19 protein-coding genes are annotated in these 20,224 nt (G+C 64.7%); 12 read left to right on the top strand and 7 right to left on the bottom strand.

The window, feature by feature from the left end; genetic code table 11:
• The 6 genes from EN851_RS12470 (at window position 1) to EN851_RS12445 (ending at window position 6,057) form a co-directional block, all read left to right on the top strand.
• On the top strand, window positions 1-297 hold the full coding sequence (locus tag EN851_RS12470) for a sarcosine oxidase subunit delta (RefSeq protein WP_015315781.1): 297 nt from the start codon (window positions 1-3) through the stop codon (window positions 295-297).
• Entirely contained in the window at window positions 294-3,287 is a 2,994-nt protein-coding gene (locus EN851_RS12465) for a sarcosine oxidase subunit alpha (RefSeq protein WP_135865671.1), read from the top strand. Before EN851_RS12470 ends, EN851_RS12465 begins: the two co-directional genes overlap by 4 nt.
• Window positions 3,280-3,861 (top strand): sarcosine oxidase subunit gamma, encoded by a 582-nt coding sequence (locus EN851_RS12460; protein WP_135929338.1) that lies wholly within the window; start codon window positions 3,280-3,282, stop codon window positions 3,859-3,861. Before EN851_RS12465 ends, EN851_RS12460 begins: the two co-directional genes overlap by 8 nt.
• 59 nt (window positions 3,862-3,920) lie before the next feature.
• Window positions 3,921-4,145, top strand: coding sequence for a hypothetical protein (locus tag EN851_RS12455; protein ID WP_127279071.1), 225 nt, complete (start codon window positions 3,921-3,923; stop codon window positions 4,143-4,145).
• Window positions 4,146-4,222: 77 nt separating this feature from the next.
• Window positions 4,223-5,008, top strand: a complete 786-nt coding sequence (locus EN851_RS12450; protein WP_135865669.1) for a ThuA domain-containing protein — start codon at window positions 4,223-4,225, stop codon at window positions 5,006-5,008.
• Window positions 5,008-6,057 carry a Gfo/Idh/MocA family oxidoreductase gene (locus EN851_RS12445; protein ID WP_135865667.1) on the top strand — a complete coding sequence of 350 codons (1,050 nt, stop codon included), beginning with the start codon at window positions 5,008-5,010 and terminating at the stop codon, window positions 6,055-6,057. Before EN851_RS12450 ends, EN851_RS12445 begins: the two co-directional genes overlap by 1 nt.
• 62 nt (window positions 6,058-6,119) lie before the next feature.
• Here the strand turns inward: EN851_RS12445 and EN851_RS12440 are convergent, their stop codons facing one another.
• The 5 genes from EN851_RS12440 to EN851_RS12420 form a co-directional block, all read right to left on the bottom strand.
• Window positions 6,120-6,368 (bottom strand): DUF680 domain-containing protein, encoded by a 249-nt coding sequence (locus tag EN851_RS12440; RefSeq protein ID WP_127869940.1) that lies wholly within the window; start codon window positions 6,366-6,368, stop codon window positions 6,120-6,122.
• A 189-nt stretch (window positions 6,369-6,557) separates the two neighbouring features.
• On the bottom strand, window positions 6,558-7,202 hold the full coding sequence (locus tag EN851_RS12435) for a TetR/AcrR family transcriptional regulator (protein ID WP_127869939.1): 645 nt from the start codon (window positions 7,200-7,202) through the stop codon (window positions 6,558-6,560).
• A 178-nt stretch (window positions 7,203-7,380) separates the two neighbouring features.
• Window positions 7,381-8,415, bottom strand: coding sequence for a phosphotransferase (locus tag EN851_RS12430; RefSeq protein ID WP_135929337.1), 1,035 nt, complete (start codon window positions 8,413-8,415; stop codon window positions 7,381-7,383).
• Window positions 8,412-8,897: a MaoC family dehydratase gene (locus EN851_RS12425; protein WP_019861112.1), complete on the bottom strand. Its 486-nt coding sequence runs from the start codon at window positions 8,895-8,897 to the stop codon at window positions 8,412-8,414. Before EN851_RS12425 ends, EN851_RS12430 begins: the two co-directional genes overlap by 4 nt.
• Window positions 8,898-8,936: 39 nt before the next feature.
• Complete coding sequence (locus EN851_RS12420; protein ID WP_135929336.1) at window positions 8,937-9,752, bottom strand: SDR family oxidoreductase; 816 nt, start codon at window positions 9,750-9,752, stop codon at window positions 8,937-8,939.
• Window positions 9,753-9,874: 122 nt separating this feature from the next.
• Here EN851_RS12420 and EN851_RS12415 point away from each other — a divergent pair, with 122 nt between their 5' ends.
• The 6 genes from EN851_RS12415 (at window position 9,875) to EN851_RS12390 (ending at window position 15,762) form a co-directional block, all read left to right on the top strand.
• A complete protein-coding gene (locus tag EN851_RS12415; RefSeq protein WP_135929335.1) occupies window positions 9,875-11,116 on the top strand; it encodes an acyl-CoA dehydrogenase family protein in 1,242 nt (413 codons plus the stop codon).
• A 57-nt stretch (window positions 11,117-11,173) separates the two neighbouring features.
• On the top strand, window positions 11,174-12,211 hold the full coding sequence (locus EN851_RS12410) for a zinc-binding dehydrogenase (protein WP_135929334.1): 1,038 nt from the start codon (window positions 11,174-11,176) through the stop codon (window positions 12,209-12,211).
• Between the two features lie 186 nt (window positions 12,212-12,397).
• A complete protein-coding gene (locus EN851_RS12405) occupies window positions 12,398-13,564 on the top strand; it encodes a glycosyltransferase 87 family protein (RefSeq protein WP_127279543.1) in 1,167 nt (388 codons plus the stop codon).
• Window positions 13,557-14,540, top strand: a complete 984-nt coding sequence (locus EN851_RS12400; protein WP_127279544.1) for a glycosyltransferase family 2 protein — start codon at window positions 13,557-13,559, stop codon at window positions 14,538-14,540. The genes EN851_RS12405 and EN851_RS12400 overlap by 8 nt, the downstream gene beginning before the upstream one ends.
• Window positions 14,537-15,355, top strand: coding sequence for a ChbG/HpnK family deacetylase (locus tag EN851_RS12395; protein ID WP_135929333.1), 819 nt, complete (start codon window positions 14,537-14,539; stop codon window positions 15,353-15,355). Before EN851_RS12400 ends, EN851_RS12395 begins: the two co-directional genes overlap by 4 nt.
• Window positions 15,352-15,762 carry a GtrA family protein gene (locus EN851_RS12390; protein WP_127869933.1) on the top strand — a complete coding sequence of 137 codons (411 nt, stop codon included), beginning with the start codon at window positions 15,352-15,354 and terminating at the stop codon, window positions 15,760-15,762. Before EN851_RS12395 ends, EN851_RS12390 begins: the two co-directional genes overlap by 4 nt.
• A 6-nt stretch (window positions 15,763-15,768) precedes the next feature.
• On the opposite strand, the gene EN851_RS12385 is transcribed toward EN851_RS12390, so the two are convergent.
• Together EN851_RS12385 and EN851_RS12380 are read right to left on the bottom strand one after the other, a co-directional pair.
• On the bottom strand, window positions 15,769-18,900 hold the full coding sequence (locus tag EN851_RS12385) for an efflux RND transporter permease subunit (protein WP_135929332.1): 3,132 nt from the start codon (window positions 18,898-18,900) through the stop codon (window positions 15,769-15,771).
• Entirely contained in the window at window positions 18,897-20,057 is a 1,161-nt protein-coding gene (locus EN851_RS12380; RefSeq protein WP_127869931.1) for an efflux RND transporter periplasmic adaptor subunit, read from the bottom strand. Before EN851_RS12380 ends, EN851_RS12385 begins: the two co-directional genes overlap by 4 nt.
• Window positions 20,058-20,224: the final 167 nt, after the last annotated feature.

The raw sequence follows: 20,224 nt of genomic DNA, 5'->3' as shown, positions 1-20,224 counted from the left end.
ATGCTTCTCATCCGCTGCCCCTATTGCGAGGAAGAGCGCCCGGAGCTCGAATTCCGCAACGCCGGCGAGGCGCATATAGCGCGCTCGGCCAACATATCAGGCGAGAGTGATGACGACTTCGAGAAGTTCTTCTTCATCCGGTCGAACCCAAAGGGCATCATCTATGAGCGCTGGCGGCACATGCACGGCTGCGCGCGCTTCTTCAACGCGGTGCGTGACACCGTCACCGACAAGTTCGTCATGACCTACAAGGCCGGCGAGCCCAAGCCTTCCAAGCTGCCGGGAGTTGCGAAATGAGCGGCGCGTTGCGCATTTCCGGCGCCGGGCGCCTCAGCCAGGCCAAGACCGCCCGCTTCAGCTTCGACGGCCAGTCCTACACCGGCATCGAGGGCGACACGCTGGCCTCGGCGTTGCTGGCCAACGGCGTGCATCTGGTCGGCCGTTCGTTCAAGTATCACCGCCCGCGCGGCATCCTGTCGGCCGGCGCGGAAGAGCCCAACGCGCTGGTGCAGATCGTGCGTGATGACGCGCGCAAGACGCCGAACGTGCGCGCCACGGTGCAGGAGCTCTATGACGGGCTCGCCGCCAATTCGCAAAACCGCTGGCCGTCGCTGTCCTTCGACGTCAGCGCCGTCAACGACCTGGCGTCGCCGCTGTTTTCGGCCGGCTTCTACTACAAGACCTTCATGTGGCCGAAGGCCGCCTGGAAGAGCCTTTACGAGCCGAAGATCCGCGAAGCCGCCGGCCTTGGCGTTTCGCCCGACAAGCCCGATCCCGACCATTATTCCTCGCGCTACGCGCATTGTGACGTGCTGGTGCTGGGCGGCGGTGCGGCCGGTATCGCGGCGGCACTTGCCGCGGCAGAGACCGGCGCGCGCGTCATCCTCGCCGACGAACAGGCCGAATTCGGCGGCAGCCTGCGCTTCGAGAGCGGCGCCAAGATCGACGGCCAGGACGGCTTTGCCTGGGCGCAAGCGGCGATCGCCAGGCTGAGGGCGATGGACAATGTCCGCGTGCTGCCGCGCACGACGGCGTTCGGCTATTACGCGCAGAATTTCGTCGGCCTGGTCGAGCGCGTCAGCGATCATTTGAAGGCCCCCGGCCACGACCTGCCGCGCGAGCGGCTCTGGCAGGTCCGCGCCAAGCGCGTGGTGCTGGCCTCCGGCGCCATCGAGCGCCACATGGTGTTTGCCAACAACGACCGGCCCGGCATCATGCTGGCGGGCGCGGCGCGCACCTTCCTAAACCACTACGGTGTCGCGGTAGGACGGAATGTCGGCGTCTACACCGCCAATGATTCGGCCTATGCGGCCGCGATCGACCTGAAGAAGGCCGGCGTCAACGTGGCGGCGATCGTCGATTTGCGCGACAACCCGACCGGCCCGGTGATCGACGAGGCGAGGGCGCTCGGCATCGAGATTAATTTCGGTCGCGCGGTGATCCGCGCCGGCGGCAAGTTGCGCGTGTCGTCGATGACGGTGCAGCCGAAGAATGGCGGCGGCGAACGCACTGTTCCCGTCGATGCGATCCTGATGTCGGCGGGCTGGACGCCGTCTGTGCATCTGTTCTCGCAGTCGCGCGGCAAGGTCGCCTTCAATGACGAGACCAAGCGCTTCGTGCCGGGCACTTACGCGCAGGACTGCATTTCGGTCGGCGCCTGCAACGGCACCGACGGGCTGTCGGCAACGGTCGACGAGGCCTATGCGGCTGGCGCCAAGGCGGCCAAGGATGCCGGCGCCAAGACAGCCAAGGGCACCAAGCCGAAGGTGGATGCCTCGGAGAGCTGGTCGCGCGGCATGCTGGGTGCGGCACCCGGCGCCGGGCCGGACACGACGGTCAAGGCCTTCGTCGATTTCCAGAACGACGTCACCGCCAAGGACATCCGCCAGGCGGTGCATGAGGGCATGCGCTCGATCGAGCACGTCAAGCGCTTCACCACCAACGGCATGGCGACCGACCAGGGCAAGACTTCCAACATGCACGGCCTGGCGATCGCCGCCGAGACGCTGGGCAAGCCAATCCCCGAGGTTGGGCTGACCACGTTCCGCGCGCCCTACACACCTGTCACCTTCGGCGCGATCGTCAGCCATGCGCGCGGCCCGCTGTTCGACCCGACCCGCAAGACCGCGATCCATCCCTGGGCCGAGGCGCAAGGCGCGGTGTTCGAGGATGTCGGCCAGTGGAAGCGCGCCTGGTACTTCCCGAAAGCCGGCGAGGACATGCATGCGGCGGTCGACCGCGAATGCGTCGCCGTCCGCAACCAGGCCGGGCTGTTCGATGCATCGACGCTCGGCAAGATCGAAGTGGTCGGCCCGGATGCGGCCAAGTTCATGGAACTGCTCTACACCAACCCGTGGGAGAAGCTGGAGCTAGGCCGCTGCCGCTATGGCATCATGCTGCGCGAGGACGGCTTCATCTATGATGACGGTGTCGTCGGCCGGCTGGCGCCGGACCGCTTCCATGTGACGACGACGACCGGCGGCGCGCCGCGTGTCATGAACCACATGGAAGATTACCTCCAGACCGAGTTCCCGCATCTCAATGTCTGGCTGACCTCGATCACCGAACAGTGGGCGGTGATTGCGGTGCAAGGGCCGAAGTCGCGCGACATCATCGCGCCTTTGGTCGAAGGCATCGACATGTCTGACGAGGCGCTGCCGCATATGTCGGTGCGCGAAGGCAAGATCTGCGGCGTGCCGACACGGCTGTTCCGCATGTCGTTCACCGGCGAGCGCGGTTTCGAGGTCAACGTGCCGGCCGACTATGGCCAGGCGGTCTGGGAAGCGTTGTGGGCCGAGGGCCAGAAGCATGACGCCACCGCTTACGGCACTGAGGCGATGCATGTGCTGCGCGCCGAGAAGGGCTACATCATCGTCGGCCAGGACACGGACGGCACGGTCACGCCAAACGATGCCGGTCTCGACTGGGCGGTCGGCAAGAAGAAGGTCGACTTCGTCGGCATCAGGGGCATGGCGCGGCCGGATCTGGTGGCCAAGGGCCGCAAGCAACTGGTCGGCCTCAAGACCAAGGACCCCAAGGTGGTGCTGGAAGAGGGTGCCCAGATCGTCGAGGACCCGAAGCAGGCGATTCCGATGAAGATGATCGGCCACGTCACCTCGAGCTATTGGTCGCAGAATTGCGGCCGTTCCATCGCACTGGCGCTGGTCGCCGGCGGACGTGACCGGATGGGCGATACGCTCTACGTGCCGATGCCGAACGGGGTGATCGAAGTGGAGGTTACCGGGATGGTGTTCTTTGACGAGACGGGAGGGCGCCTCAATGGCTAAGGCTGCTGCAAGGACGGCCGCGACGGCTTCGCCCTCGGCAGAGCGGCGTTCGGCATTGGCCGGGCGCACCGTCTCCGCAACAGGTGCCAAGGTCGAAGTGCTGCCACCGGCCGAGCGCATTTCGCTGCGTGCGCCGGAGGCTTCGGTCGCCGCCCTGTCGAAGGCGCTCGGCGTGACCTTGCCGAAGCAGCCGAAAACCTCGGCGTCGAAAGGCGGGCGTACGGCGCTGTGGCTTGGGCCGGACGAGTGGCTTGTCATCGACGAGGCCGGCAAGGACCCGCTCGCCGATTGCGCGGAGGTTTCCGCCTTGCACTCGTCTGTCGGTATCTCGCATCGCAACATCGCGATATCCGTCACCGGTCCGGCGGCGGAAGCCGCGATCAATTCGGGCTGCCCGCAGGATCTGTCGCTCGAGGCCTTCCCGGTGGGCGCCGCTTCGCGCACCATCCTGGGCAAGGCCGAGATCGTGCTGTTGCGCACGGCCGAGGACGCCTTCAGGGTCGAGTGCTGGCGTTCCTTCTCGGACTATGTCTTTACTTTCCTGTCCGAGGGAGCCCGCGACGCCGCCGGCTGACCTCGGAACGTTTGCCGCCCACGTCCGTTGTGCGGCGACAAGTCGAGGGAGAAATGCCGATGCCGTCGAAGTCCGCGCCGAAATCTCCGAAAACCGCGGCGGTCCGTTCGCTCGAACATGAGCGGCATCAAGAGGCCGACACCGAAGAGGAACTCGAGGAAGGCCTCGAGGATACGTTCCCTGCCAGCGATCCGGTGTCCATCACCAGTTCGGCGATCCCCGGTGCACCCGCCAAGCCCGGCAAGGCCAAGACGGTGGCCGGACGCAAAACCCGCAAGCCCTGATTTTAGCAGATTCCGGTTGAAGGCATCTTCCCAACACCTCCGAAGATGCGATATTCAAAGCGCTTTGGAGAGGAAAAATGCCGATAAAAGCTGTTGTCTGGGGCGAGAATGTCCATGAACAGACCAATGCCGCCGTGCGCGACCTCTATCCGCTGGGCATGCACGGCACGATCGCCGCGGCGCTGAACCAGGACAAGCGCATCGAGGCGACCACCGCCACCTTGCAGGAACCCGAACATGGCCTGAGCGAGCCGCGCCTGGCTGCCACCGACGTGCTGATATGGTGGGGCCATGCCGCCCATGGCGAGGTCAAGGACGAGATCGTCGAACGCGTGCAGAAGCGGGTCTGGGAAGGGATGGGGCTGATCGTGCTTCATTCCGGCCACTACTCGAAGATCTTCAAGCGGCTGATGGGCACGCCCTGTTCGCTGAAATGGCGAGAGGCGGGCGAGCGCGAGCGGGTCTGGGCGATCAATCGCGGCCATCCGATCGCGCAAGGCATCGGCGAGTGCCTGGAGATCGGCGAGACGGAAATGTATGGCGAGCCGTTCGCGGTGCCCGAGCCGCTGGAGACGGTGTTCATCTCCTGGTACGAGGGCGGCGAGGTGTTTCGCTCCGGCCTGACCTATCAGCGCGGCGCCGGAAAGATCTTCTACTTCTCGCCGGGCCACGAGACCTATCCGATCTATCACAATGAAGGCGTTCAGCAGGTGCTGCGCAACGCCGTGCATTGGGCACACAATTCGGCCCCGGCTTGGGCCGGCATCACCAACGCGCCGAATGTGCCGACGGACAAGGCCAAGGAGAAGATCGTCCAAAAAGGCCTGCGCCTGCATGCCGACGGTGACAAGGGGTTGAGCTGATGCACCGCCTGCTTTTGCTCGGCACCGGCTGGATCGCGGCACACCATATCGAGGAGTTCGGTCAGGTTCCTGGCTGCACCATCGTCGCTTGCGTCGATCGTCTGCCGGGCCGCGCTGCGGCGTTCGCCGCCGCCAACAAAATAGGCACCTTCTTCGAGAGCCTCGAAGCGGCGATCGCCTGGGGCGAGTTCGATGCCGCCATCAACGCGACGCCGGACCAGGTCCACAAGGCGACGACACTGGCCCTGCTGGCCGCCGGGAAACATGTCTTCTGCGAGAAGCCGCTGGCGCCGAACCATGCCGATGCGCTTGCGATGAGCGAAGCCGCCGAGGCGGCCGGGCTCGTCAACATGGTCAACCTGACCTATCGCAACACGCCGGTGATCCAGGAGGCGCGGCGCATGGTGCGGGCCGGTGAGATCGGCGAGCTGCGCCACGTCGAGGCCAGCTACAGGCAAAGCTGGCTGGTCAGCAAGTTCTGGGGCGACTGGCGGGTCGACGACAAATGGCTGTGGCGCCTGTCGAGCCGGCACGGTTCGACAGGCGTGCTGGGCGATGTCGGCATCCATATCCTCGACTTCGCGACCTATGGGGCGGCCGAGGATATCGTCTCCCTGCATGCCGATCTGGTGACGTTTCCGAAGGTCGAGGGCGACCGCGTCGGCGACTATGTGCTCGACGTCAATGACAGCTTGGCGATAACGGCGCGGCTCAGCTCAGGCGCGCTGGCCACGATCATGGCCAGCCGCTACACGACAGGCCATGGCAATGATTTGTCGCTGGCCCTGCACGGCACCAAGGGCGCGATCAAGGTCGAGACCGACGGCAAGGTTTCGCGGCTGTCCGCTTGCCTGGGTGATGACGTCGATCTGCACCGTTGGCGGACGTTGACGCCGCCTGACGTCAAGCACAATGCCCAGCGCTTCGCCGATGCGCTGGACACGGGACGGAACGGTGATCCGTCTTTCCGGCGCGCCGCCGAGATGCAGAAGCTGATCGATGCGGCCTTCGAAAGTTCAGCGACCAAGCTGCCGGTCTCGATCGCCTGAATCACCGTCTGGCCGGCTGAGCCGGCCAGAACCGACTTCCGAAATCTTGGTAGGCCGAAATCTCAGTAGGCGCTCGGCATGATCCACGGGTTCACCGTGATCCCGAGCCGCGGGCCCTTGCCGCTTGTCGTGGCTTCCGTGGAAGCTTTCTTGTCGACCGAACCGGTCGAAGCGCAATCGAGCTTCACATTGGTCTTGGTGTCGACGCAGGTCGCCGCAGTCGGGTGCTTGACCGGCTGGCTGGTGCCGGCGGCGAAAGCCGAACCCGAAAGTGCCAGCACGGCGGCGAGGGTGAGGAGTGTCTTTTTCATGGTCAGTCTCCGTGTTCGACGGGCGAATTTGTTCCGTACATGTACGTTACTTCGTACAAATACGTCCGTCGATCGCGAAGTTCAAGGGAGAATCGTACACGTACGGTAGTTTTTTGTTAACCAAGAAATTCGATCCCGATTTGGGTGCCAGGTCGGCGCGGAAATCTGCGAAACCGAAAGGGCGGGCGCTCAGCAGTTGACCGGTTTTTCGGTCAACGGCGGCACGTCTTGCGTGCTGAGCGTGGCAAGGGTGAAGTCGCACATCCGCTTCACGAAAGCCTGCGCGTCGCCGAAGGGATAGAAGGGGAAAGTGATCAACAGCGAGATCGTGCCATGGCCGACCGCCCACAGCATGGTGGCAATGGCGCGCGGATCGCCGTGCAATTTGCCGGCGGCGACACAGGCCTCGACCCTGCTGATCAGCACCTTCATCGCCGGATTGCCTTCCTCCATGTCCTCGTAGCTCCTGCCTTCCGGCAGCTTGGTCTTTTCGGTCATGAAGACGGTGCGGTACTCATTGGGATTGCCGAGCCCGAAGGCAGCGTATTCGGTCATCACCGCCTGCAAGGCCTCGATCGGATCGTCGGACGGGTGCTCCTCGATGCGCCGGGCGAGCGTTTCGAACGCGTCCTCGGCCAGCGCGAAGAGGATGTCCTGCTTGTCGGCGAAGTAGGAATAGACAGACATCGGCGCATAGCCGACCCGCTTGGCCAGCTTGCGGATGGTCAAGCCTTCATAGCCTTCTTCCTGGACGAGCTTGTGTGCCGCCTCGACAAGCTCCGAGCGCAGTTCGGCCTTTTGTTTCTCGCGGCGCTTCTGGACGCTCAGCGGCAAGTCTGTTGCCCTTGTCTGGTTGGTGCCTGGCTAAATTATATACGCTGTACGGAAACGAACAAGGGCGCCACGGGTTCCCAAGCGGCAGGCGTCATGCCGGTCATGAGGGAGTGGCCGGGTCGGCGGCACCCGTGATCAGCACCGTTCCTCCTTCGAAGCGGCCCATCCCGTCTCCCTCTTACGCCTGCTTGTGGATCAGTTTGGCGGCGAGATGCGAGAGCAATTTCACCGCCTCGCCGTAGGTTCTGGCCTTCTCCGGATTGGAAGCATTGCCGTCGAGCGCGCGCTTGTAGACACCCTGGCAGATTGCCGCCAGCCGGAAGAAAGAGAAGGCGAGGAAGAACGTCCAGTTGCCGATGCCGGTCAGCCCACGCCGCCGGCAATAGGCGGCGACATAGTCCTTCTCGGAGGGCAGGCCGAGTGCCGAGCGATCGATGCCGCCCAGGCCGCGAAAACCCGAGGCATGCGGCAGGCGCCATTGCATGCATTGATAGGCGATGTCGGCGAAGGGGTGGCCTGACGTCGACAGTTCCCAGTCGAGCACCGCCAGCACCTTAGGCTGGTCCGGCGCGAAGATCAGATTGTCCAGCCGGTAATCGCCATGCACCAGCGCAGCCCTGACATCATCGGCTGGCACATGGGTTTCCAACCAGGCAATCAGCCGGTCCATGTCGCCGATCGCGCTGGTTTCCGAGGCGCGATACTGGCTGGTCCAGCGTGCCAGCTGGCGCTTGAAGTAATTGCCGGGGCGGCCGAAATCGCCGAGACCCACGGCCTCGACGTCGACGTCGTGCAGGGCGGCAAGCGTGGCGTTCATGGCATCGTAGATCGCGGCGCGCTCATCGTTGCCGCGCGCCTCGGGCAGCGCCGGATCCCAGAAGATGCGGCCCTCAAGGAAATCCATCACGTAGAACATGCGGCCGATCGGCGAGGCTTCGGCCGACAGATGCAGCATTTCGGGTACCGGCACGGCGGTGCCCGAAAGCGCCTTCATCACCCGGAATTCGCGGTCGACCTGGTGCGCCGATTTCAAGAGTTGGCCTGGCGGCTTGGCGCGCAGCACGTAACGGCCGCTTTCAGCCGTCAGGAGATAGGTCGGGTTGGATTGGCCGGATTTGAATTTCTCGATTGCCGCGAGCCCGGAAAAGCCCGGGATGTGCGCCTCGAGGTAGGGCGCAAGCGCCGCCTGGTCGAGCGCGTTCGGGTCGCTCATGCCGTCTCGGGCTGGCGTTCAATCAAGGTCAGCGTCAGCCAGCGGGCGGTCAGCGCCGGTTTCTTCGAACCTTCGATCTCGATGGTCACGTCGTGCGCCGTTTGCACCCAGCCCGACGGCCTGACCTTGACGTCGGCCAGCACGAAACGGGTGCGGATGCGCGCGCCGGTCTTCACCGGCGCCAGGAAGCGCAGCGAATCGAAGCCATGGTTGACGCCCATCTTGCCGTTTTCCAGCGGCGGCATGGTCTCGAACGTCATCGCCGAAAGCAGCGACAGCGACAGGAAGCCATGCGCGATGGTGCCGCCGAACGGCGTTTCGCGCTTGGCCCGCTCCGGATCGCAGTGGATGAACTGATGGTCGTCGGTGGCGTCGGCGAACTGGTCGATCATGCGCTGCGTGACCACGCGCCACGGCGAAACGCCGACCTCCTTGCCGACACTGGCCAGAAGCACATCGAGACTGATCGGTTCCACGCTCATGTCCTCCAGTTCACCTCCGGCTTCTGCGGCCGGAAAATGTCATTCCTTGAACAAGGTCAGCCCATGCTGCACCGACTGTCCGCCGTCAATCGGCAGAATGGCGCCGGTGACATAGCTGCCTGCACGGCTGCACAAATAGAGCGTTGCGCCGGCAATGTCATCCGGTGTGCCGATGCGGCCGATCGGGACATGGCTGCCGACATGCCTGGCCTGTTCGTCCGTGCCGGTGGCGAATGCCGTCATGCGGCTCTGGAAGGGGCCTGGGGCAAAGGCGTTGACGGTGATGCGGCGGCCGGCGAATTCGAGTGCCAGCGTGCGCGTCAGGTGATGCACGGCAGCCTTGGAGGCGGTGTAGGAATAGGCGTCGTCGGCCAGCGGCTGCGTGCCCATCACCGAGCCCAGATTGATCACCCGGGCCGGATCGGCGTCGCTTGCACCGGCATCGAGCAGCGGCAGCAATTCGCGGGTCAGATGGAAGACCGCGGTGACATTGACGCCAAACACCTTGGCCCAGGCGTGGTAGGGAAAGCTTTCCAGCGGCGCGCCCCAGGACACGCCGGCATTGTTGATCAGAATATGCAGTCTTTCGGTCCGCGCCCTGACCTCACCGACCAGGGCGGCAATGCCAGCCTCGCTGGAAACGTCGCCGGCAAAGCCTTCCGCCCGGCCCGGGGCGCCAAGTCCGTTCAATTCGCCGGCCACCTTGATGCAGTCCTCGCCCTTGCGCGAGGCGATCATCACGCTGGCGCCGGCCTTGACCAGCGCTGTTGCCGCCATGCGGCCGATGCCGGTCGCCGCTCCCGTTACCAGCGCGGTCTTGCCGGCAACCGAAAACAGCTCGTCCAGGTAGCTCATCCGAATTCTCCGCGCCGTTGCCCCGCCCGCGGGCAAAACAGTTCGCGTTGACAAGGCTATCCGAAGTACGGTCATCCTTGCCACGGATAAAATGCCTGGCGTGCATGAAGGGTTAGCGACCGATGACGCAGATGAATCTCGGCATGACCGAGCGGCTGAAGCCGATCCACGCACGCGTCGCGGCCATGGTGCGCGACGAGATCATGCCGCTTGACAAGGAGTTCCTCGGCGAAGTCGGCAAGGCGGGCGACCGCTGGGTCTACAGCAAGCGCCAGAGCGAGATTCTCGAAGGGTTGAAGAAGACCGCCCGGGAACGCGGCCTGTGGAACTTCTGGCTGACCGGCTCGGAACGCGGCTACGGCCTGTCCACCGTCGAATACGCCTATCTGGCCGAGGAGATGGGCAAGGCACATCTCGGCGCCGAAACCTTCAACTGCTCCGCGCCCGACACCGGCAATATGGAGGTTCTGGAACGCTACGGTTCGGCCGAGCACAAGCGGGAATGGCTCGAGCCGCTGCTGGACGGAAAAATCCGCTCGGCCTATCTGATGACGGAGCCGGATGTCGCCTCCTCCGACGCCACCAACATTTCCATGCGCTGCGAGCGGCAGGGCGGTGACTATGTGCTCAACGGCGAGAAATGGTGGGCGTCGGGCGCCGGCGATCCGCGCTGCGCCATCTATATCGTCATGGTGCGGACCGGCGGCGATGAAGAGCCGCGGCATCGCCGCCATTCGATGATCCTGGTACCCTCGGCCACGAAAGGCGTGACCAAGGTCCGCGCCATGCAGGTCTATGGCGACGATGACGCGCCGCACGGCCACATGCATCTTCGCTTCGACAATGTGCGGGTATCGGCGTCGAATCTGATCCTCGGGGAGGGCAGGGGTTTCGAGATCGCGCAAGGCCGGCTCGGGCCGGGCCGGATCCATCATTGCATGCGCGCCATCGGCCAGGCCGAGATGGCGCTGGAAATGCTGTGCCAGCGTTCCGTGCGCCGCGAGGCCTTCGGCCAGAAGCTGGCGAAACTCGGCGCCAATTTCGACATCATCGCCGAATGCCGGATGGAGATCGAAATGGCCCGGCTGCTCTGCCTCAAGGCGGCGTGGATGATCGACCAGGGCGACGCGCGGGCCGCGGCCCCCTGGATCAGCCAGATCAAGGTCATCGCGCCGCGCGTGGCGCTCAAGGTCACCGACGAGGCGGTGCAGATGTTCGGCGCAAAAGGCATCAGCCAGGACACGCCGCTCGCGCGCTCGTGGACGCATCTGAGGACGCTGCGCCTCGCCGACGGGCCTGACGCAGTCCATCGCCGCCAGGTGGCGCGGACGGAGCTGAAGAAATACACGCAGGAGAAGGTCTGAGCGGCAGTTAGGCTGGCCACATACGGTTCTTCCCGCGGCAACCAAGGAGTGTCACTGATGACAATCCCCTCCGAAATGAAGGCGCTGCTCCTGGTGGGCGACGGTTATACCAGGACACCGAGCGGCAGTGCGCTCGAGGCGATGGAGCCGTATCTCGAGCCGGGAAGCATCGCCGTGCCGGCGCCCGGACCGAGCCAGGTGCTGATCAAGGTCAGTCTGGCTTCGATCAATCCATCGGATGTCGCCTTCATCAAGGGCCAGTACGGGCAGCCGCGCGCCAAGGGCCAGCCGGCGGGCTTCGAAGGTGTCGGCACAGTCGTCGCGGGCGGGGAGGAGCCCTATCCCAGGAGCCTCATCGGCAAGCGGGTCGCCTTCGCCACCGGTCTCAGCAATTGGGGCTCGTGGGCTGAATATGCGGTCGCCGAGGCGGCGGCCTGCATTCCGCTCGTCGATACGGTGCGCGACGAGGATGGCGCTGCGATGATCGTCAATCCGCTGACCGCGATCGCCATGTTCGACATCGTCAAACAGGAAGGCGAGAAGGCCTTCATCATGACCGCAGGCGCCAGCCAGCTCTGCAAGCTGATCATCGGCCTGGCCAGGGAGGAGGGGTTCCGGCCTGTTGTCACCGTGCGCCGCGACGAGCAGATCGCGCTGCTGAAAGAGCTTGGCGCGGCGCGTGTCCTCAACGAAAAGGCGCCGGATTTCGAGACCACCCTGCGCGAGGTGATGAAGGCCGAACAGCCGCGCATCTTCCTCGATGCGGTCACCGGGCCGCTGGCTTCGGCGATCTTCAATGCGATGCCTAAACGGGCGCGCTGGATCATCTACGGCCGGCTCGATCCCGAGGCCACGGTCATCCGCGAGCCCGGCCAGTTGATCTTCCAGCACAAGCACATCGAGGGCTTCTGGCTGAGCGAATGGATGCGTCAGTTCCGCGATCGCCGTGGTCCGGCGATTCTCGAGGCGCAGAAGCGGTTTTCCGATGGACGCTGGTCGACCGACGTGACGGCGGTCATTCCGCTGGCCGAGACAATGGCGCGCTTGCCGGCGGAACTGGCCAAGCCCAACGGCAAGGTTTTCATCCGGCCCTGAAACGGTGACCTTGCTCTCGATGGTCGACACATTCACGTGTCCGGCTGCCATCGGACCGGCCGGATCGCCGCTTGCGCCATCGACCCCCCTATGCCGCGCCGCTTTGTCCGTGATATGCCGCCGCCATCGAATGCCGGGACGACGCCAGGCTAAGGCGTCTCCCCCAATGGCGTGCGGGGTGTATTGATGACGATTTCCAAGCCGGTTTTCGACCGTTTGGGGCTGAGCCTGTGGGTCGGGGCATTCCTGGTCGTCCTCGGGATGGTGCTATGGTCGCCCTACACGCGCACGGTGATGCAGGCCTACGGATTTGGCAGCGAGGCGTTCCTCAGCGGCCAGCCACTTTACAATCTCCAGTCCGAGATGGGCTATCTCTACGCGCCGGCCTTTGCCGCGCTCTATGTTCCGGTGCTGAAGCTCGGTCCGCATCTGGGCGGACTGGTGTGGCACGTACTGGGGTTTGCGGTGCTCACCTTCGCCGCGATGCGCCAGGTGCGCAAGCTCGGTGGCGGGGAATTGACGTGGCTGCTTTCCTTCGGGCTCTTCCTTGCCTTGCCGATGGCGCTGGGTGCGATCCGCAACGGCCAGGCGACGATCCTCCTGACCGGCGCCTGCTGGCTCCTGACCCTGTCGGCGCTCGAAGGGCGGCGCGCCGAGACCTTCTTCTGGGCATCGGTCGCCATCATTGCCAAACCGACCGCGATCATCATGCTTTTGTTGGTGGGAGCCCTGCGCCTGCGGCTGATACCCGTGCTCGTGCTGGCGGTGCTGTTCGTGCTCGCCATTCCATATGCTTTCGCACCTGCCGGCTACCTCAACGAGCAGTACGGTGATTTCGCCAGCATGCTGACCTCCATGGCGGTCGACAAGTCCGGCCATTTTGTGCCCACCGACTTCACGGCGCCTTTCACGTCGGCAGGCCTACCCATGCCTGAATTCGCCGCCACGATCGTGCGTGTCGTCGTGGCATTGCTTACGCTATCGACCGTTCTCTGGTTCGACCGCAAGCTCCAGCCTGGAATGGCGGGACTGGCCATCTTCCTGACGGCCGCCTTCTACATGTGCGTCTTCAATCCGCGCGTCGAGCCAAATACCTACGCCATGATCGCGGTGCCTGCCGGCCTCGCTATCGCCACACTGTGGCGGGACGAGCGTGGCGGCGTCCTGGCTTCGGTGCTGTCGATGGTATTGTTCGTCACAGGTTTGACGGGCGTCGAGCGCCACATGCATGATTTCTTCTTCCCCTGGTTCCGGCCGCTCGCGGTCACCTTCATCGTCTGTCCGCTGATCTGGTGGTTCTGGGCCAAGGCGAGCGAAAAGATGGCGAATGTCGGACCCGTCGCACATGGCTGAGTTGCGTCAGAAACTCGATATCGTGGCGCCCTTCTTCAACGAGGCGCAATCGGCGTCGGCCTTTGCCGCGCTGCTCGACAGGCTCGAGGAAGCGGTATCAAGCCGTTTCGGCATGGCCGTCCACAAGATCCTGGTCGACGACGGCAGTCGCGACGATGGCGCCGAACGGTTTTCGCTGGCGCTGTCGGGCTCCTGGGAGATCGTTCGCCTCAGCCGCAATTTCGGCAAGGAGGTCGCGGTGCTCGCCGGCCTCGACCAGTCGCGCGGCGACATGGTGCTGATCATGGATTCGGACCTGCAGCATTCCATGGACATCAGCCTGCAGATGATTGCCGAGTTGGTGAAGCATCCCGATATCGACGTCGTCTACGCCCAGAACGACCGGCGCGAGGCCAGCTGGCGGCGCAGCCAGCTGGCGAAGCTGTTCTATAGCCTGATCAACAGCAGCCAGCGTTTCGATATCCCCGAGAACGCGGGAGATTTTCGCGTCATGCGCGGTACCGTCGCGCGCGCGCTGACCAGCCTGCGCGACAAGCGGCGCTTCAACAAGGGCCTGTTCGCCTGGGCAGGCTTCCGCCAGAAAGCCATACCCTATTCGCCGGAAAACCGGGCTGTCGGCACGTCGAAATGGAGCCGGCTCAACCTGATCGCCTTTTCGCTGGAAGGCTTTACGTCGTTTTCCGTCATCCCGCTGCGCATCATCAGCCTGAGCGGCATGCTGGCGGCGCTGGCGGGCATCGTTTACGGCGCCAAGGTGTTCTTCGAAGTGATGTTCTACGGCATCGCCGTGCCTGGCTATCCCAGCCTGATGGTCGCCGTCGTCCTGCTGGGTGGCCTCAACCTGACCTTGCTTGGTTTGATCGGCGAATATGTCTGGGTCACGCTGTCGGAGAGCAAGGACCGGCCGGTCTACATCGTGCGCGATGTCGTGCGCAGCGACGTCTCGGACAGGCCGCCAGGCGCGTCCGGCATATGACGCGGCGCATTCGCCTGATCGCCGACGACTACGGCCTGGCGCCAGGGGTTTGCGCCGGAATTCTAGACCTGCTCGACCGGCGACGGCTGACCGGCACCAGCTGCATGACCGGTTTTCCGGAATGGGCCGGGGCGGCGGCGCGTATCAGGCCGTTGTGCGGCCATGCGGCGATCGGGCTGCACCTGACACTTACGGATCAGCCGGCCGTCACAGGCAAGTCGAGCCTGGCGCCCGAGGGCCGGCTGCCGCCGCTTCGTTCGCTCGCCCTGCCGGTCCTGCGCGGCCGGATCGACAAGCGCGATGTCCATGCCGAACTCGACGCGCAGTACAGTCGGTTCGTCGAGGCGCTCGGCCGCAAGCCCGACTTCATCGATGGTCATCAGCACGTGCATTTCCTGCCCGTCGTGCGCGGATGGCTGCGGGCGTATTTTCCCGACGCCGCCGGCAGGCCGGTGCTGCGCGGCGCTCCGGCGCTTGGCGATGCCGCCGTCGCTTCGAAGATCGCGGCAATCGCTGCCGTGGCCGCCGGCTTCAATCAATCGATGCAGCGCGCCGGCTTTGCCGTTTGGAAGCCGCTCGCCGGCATCTACGACTGGCGGCAACCCGAAAAATTTGCGCCATTGCTGAAGGCCGCGGTCGAAGCGTTGCCGGACCATGGGCTGTTCATGTGCCACCCCGGCCATGTCGACGAAACACTGCGCGCGCGCGACCCGATGCAAGGCGTGCGCGAAGTGGAATTCGGGGTGCTGGCCTCGGATGCGTTCGGCGCGAGCCTGGCCCGCGCCGGTGTCGAGATCATGGACGGCAAGGGATGAGCGGAGCCGATCGACCCCAGCGTTCAACCGGCAGCAAGATCGCCCGTTTTGCGCTTGTCGGACTGGTGAACACGGCCATCGACCTTGCCGGCTTTTCCCTGCTGCTCAAGCTGCACGTCCCACCGCTTGCCGCCAACGTCCTCTCGTGGTCGATCGCCGTCATCTTCTCTTTCGTGGCCAATGGCTTCTGGTCGTTCGAGCGCAATCACGCCATCCGGCTGCATGACGCCTTCCTGCGGTTTGTCACGGCCGGGGCGCTGATTTCGCTCGGCGTCTCCAGCCTGTCGATCGCACTCTTCGCCGGCATCACCGGCGTGTGGCCGGCAAAGATCGGCGGGGTCATCGTGGCGGCTGTGCTGAACTTCCTTGCCGCGCGCTGGTCGATCGAAGGTCGGCTGCTGAAATAGCTATCTCTATTCCGCCGGTTCCACATTGGTGTAGGCGGCTTCCTCGAGTTCGCGCTTCAGCCGCGCTTCCTCATGGGTCTTCGGGGTGACGAAGCGGCCAAGCAGGAGATAGGCGACCGGTGTCAGGAACAGCGTCGAGACGGTGGCCAGGCCAAGCCCGCCGACGATCACCCAGCCGAGCGCCACGCGCGCCTCCGCGCCCGCGCCGGCGGCCAGCACAAGCGGCACACCGCCCAGTATGGTGCAGATCATCGTCATCATCACCGGCCGCAGGCGGATGGTGGAGGCCTGCTCGATCGCTTCGCGTACGCCCAGTCCCCGATCACGCAGCTGATTGGCGAATTCGACGATCAGGATGCCGTTCTTGGCCATGACGCCGACCAGAAGCACCAGGCCGATCTGGCTGTAGGCATTGAGGCTGGTGCCCGACAGCAGCAGCGCGAAAATTGCGCAGGCAAGGCCGAGCGGCACTGTCGCCATGATGATGACGGCACTGACGAAACTCTCGAACTGGGCGGCCAGCACCAAAAGGATGATGATCAGGGCGAAGCCGAAGATGGTGACCATGGCGCTGTTGGTTTCGCCCAATGTGGCGGCTTCGGCCAGCGGCAGGATGCGGCTGCCGGGCGGCAGGAGCGGCGTGGCGATCTCCTCGGCACGCGTCAGCGCATCGCCAAGCGCGAAATTGCCTGAGAGGTTGGAGGTGATTGCCACCGAAGGCTGCTGCTGTTCGCGCGACAGCGACGGCGGCACGGCGCGTTCGGTCAGCGTGGCGATGGTCGACATCGGCACGAAGCGGCCATCCGCCGTCTTGAGGAAGACATTTTCCAGATCGGTCGGGTCGTTGATCGGATTGGTGGTCGAGACCAGCTTCACGCCGTAGCTGCGGTCGGCGATGTAGACATCGACGACGTCGTTGCCGTCGAGCATGGCTTGCATGGTGTTGGCGAGCCCGGATATGTCGATGCCGAGGTCGGAAGCGCGCTCACGGTCGATGGCCACGGCCAGCTGCGGCTGCGTCGGGTCGATCGACAGGCGTGGCGTCTGGAAGCGCTGATCCTTCTGCATCTCGGCGATGATTTTGACCGCCGCATCGCCGAGCGCCTTGCGATCGTTGCCGACCAGAGCGAACTGCAGGCCGTTGCCGGCGCCGCGGATGCCGAGACTGTTGGGCTGGACCGGGAAGATGCGCACGCTGGGCACCTGTTTGGTCAGCTGGCTGATCTCGGCCATGATCTCCTGCTGGCTGCGGCTTCGCTCGTCCCACGGCGCCAGCGTCATCACCATGAAGCCCGAGTTGTAGGAACCGTTCTGGCCGGCGTTCTCGAAGGTCGAGCGAATCTCGCCGGAATCGCGCATCGGCTGGATCAGCCGCTCGATCTTCTGCATCTGCTGCGTGGTGTAGTCGAGGCTGACGCCTTGCGGGGCGTTGATGCGCAACAGCACGGCGGCGCGATCCTCGGTGGGCGTCAGTTCCTGGCGGATCGTGCCGAACAGCGTGAAGGCGATGCCGGCAAACAGCACCGCGACCAGAACCACGATCCACGGCGCGTCGAGACATGCATGGAGCGCACGCTTGTAGCCGGCATTGAGGACGCCGCCGATGCGCGCGCCGATGCCGTGGTCACCTTCGTGGTGAAGCGACGCGCTGGTCAGCATGCGCGAGGCAAGCATCGGGCAAAGCGTCAGCGCCACCACGCAGGACAGAAGCACCGACATCGCAAGCACGAAGCCGAATTCGCGGAACAGGCCGCCGGTCTGTCCCGGCAGGAACGAGATCGGTACGAAGACCGCGACCAGCGTCAGCGTGGTGGCAACGACGGCGAAGAACACTTCCTGTGCGCCGAGCACGGCGGCCGCGCGCGGCCCCATGCCCTCATTGCGCCGTCGCACGATGTTTTCCAGCACCACGATGGCGTCATCGACGACAAGGCCGGTGGCCAGCACCAAAGCGAGCAGCGTAAGGATGTTGATCGAGAAGCCGGCCAGATAGATGGCGGCTACGGTGCCGATCATGGCGACCGGCATCGACAGGCCCGGGATGAGCGTGGCGCGCCAGTCGAGCAGGAAGACGTAGATGACGATCAGCACCATGGTGACCGACAGGCCGAGCGCGATCTCGACCTCGTGCACGGCACCCTTGACGAAGACGGCGTCGTCGCTGGTGATCTTGATCGACATGCCGTTGGGCAGGTTCGCCTGCAGCTTGGCGACGGCGGCCTGGACGCCGGTCGAAATGTCCAGCGTGTTCGATTCCGCCTGCCGGATGATGCCGATGCCGATGCCGGTCTTGCCGTCCGAACGCAGCGTGGTCTGGCCGACATCGGGGCCGAGCGTGACGGTCGCGACATCGCGGATGCGCGTGGTGCCGCCGATGATGATGTTTTCGAATTCCGCAGGCGTCGTCACGTCGGCCGTGGTGCGGACGATCAGGTCCTGGTTGGTCGTGGTGATCGACCCCGCCGGGGAATCGAAGGCGACGGAGGCGAGCGCCGCCCTGAGGTCGGCGACCGTGAAGCCAAGGCTGGCGAGCTTGTTCTGGTCGACGTCGATGCGGAAGATCTTGTCGCGGTCGCCATAGACCTGGACGTCGGCGACGCCCGGGACGGCGGCCAATTCGTCCTCGATCTGGTCCTGTACCACCACCGTCATGTCCTGGATCGACAGGGTGTCCGAAGTCACCGCCAGCCGCATCACCGCGTCGGAATTGGCGTCGGCCTTGACGATGCGCGGTGGATCGGCCGTGTCCGGCATCTGGTTTGCAACGCGGCCGACGGCATCGCGCACATCCGAGGCTGCGACGTTGAGGTCGACACCGTCGTTGAACTCGATGGTGACGCGGCTCGATCCGAATGAGGAGGATGATGAAATCGACTTGACGCCGGAGACGCGAGCGACGGCGCCCTCGATCGTGTCGGTCAATTCGCGGTCGACGGTTTCGGCCGCCGCCCCCTCGAAGGTGGTGGAGACCGTGACCACGGCACGATCGACGTCGGGCAATTCGCGGATCTCGACGCCGTAGAAGGCCGCAAGGCCGGCAACCGCAATGAGGACGTTGAGCACGAAGGCCATGACCGGCCTGCGGATGAACAGGGCGGTGAAGCCGGTATCGCTGCCGGCGTTGACGGGTCCGGTCATGAGCCTTCCGCGGCGGTGGCGGCGCGCTGCTCCTGGCCGGCGATGCGAACCTCGCCGCCTTCGCTGACATTTTGGGTGCCCTCGGTGACAACCATGTCGCCGCGGCTGATCTCCGCGTCGATCAGCACGGTTTCGGTGTTGCGCTGGATGATGCGAACCGGCAACCGCCTGGCCTTGCCGTCCTCGACCTGCCAGACATAAGCACCGTCCGATCCCCACAGGATCGCCAGCGGGCTGACGGCGGGATAGGTCTCGCCGGGGAATTTCATGGTGATGGAGAACGACATGCCGGCGCGCAGCGAGTCGGCCGGGTTGGCGATCTTGGCCTTGACCAGGAGGGTGCGGCTCTTTTCGTCGATATGATTGTCGATCGCCGACACCGTGCCGGTATAGGCGTTGCTCTGATTGGCGATCGGCGTCGCCGTCAATTGCGCGCCGACCTTGACGGCGGCGGCGAAGCGTTCGGGCACCTGGAAATCGACCAGGATGGAGGACCGGTCGTCCAGCGTGGCGATCGCCGACTGGTTGGTCACGTAGTTGCCGGCCGAGATCGGCAGGATGCCGACGGTGCCCGATATCGGCGCCAGGATCGAGCGACGCTGCAGCGCAAGCTCGGCATCCTGAAGCGCCAGCTTGGCGCCGGCCAGCACCACTTCGGCATCGGCGACCGCGACCGGCGTGGCGGCGTTGGAGGCGCGCAGCGACTTGACGCGGTCGAGCTTGGCTTGTGCGTCCTGCAAGGCGAGCTTGGCCCGGTTCTGGGCAATGATCTCCGTCTCGGAATCGAGCGTGGCGATGATCTGCCCCTTGTCGACATGGCTGCCGGATTCGACCAGCAGATCGGCAAGGCGGCCCGAACTATAGGGATTGACGGTCACCGAGGCATTGGCGCGGCCGGTGCCGATCGCCTGCAGGCGGTCGTTGATGGTGGCCGTGCCGGCAGGCAAGGCGACGACGTCGACCTGCCGGGGGCTATTGCGATTGCCAGCCTGTCTCGCGCCGGCCGCACTGTTTCCGGCCGGAGGCGTCGCCGCATAGGCCCAGTCTATCCCCCAACGCGCCAGCACTTCGGGAGCTCCGGGATAGAAGCGCGCCCAGGCAGCCGCAGCGACGACCACGATCACAAGCGCAACGACAATTTGCTTTGAGGTGCGCATCGACACTCCGGTTTCCAGGAATCGTCAGCCCCTTCCCGAAGGAGCGGCACAGCGACGGTACGGGCGGGCGGCGAAATCCGGCCACGCCGCACCTCGCATATCAGCGGTTTATGGCAATTATCACGCGATCGTGCACATTAAATCTCGGTAACGTGAAGTCGGGACAC

Source organism: Mesorhizobium sp. M8A.F.Ca.ET.208.01.1.1 (assembly GCF_004791315.1).
Lineage (GTDB): Bacteria > Pseudomonadota > Alphaproteobacteria > Rhizobiales > Rhizobiaceae > Mesorhizobium.
This window is presented reverse-complemented; position numbering and strand designations above follow the sequence as displayed.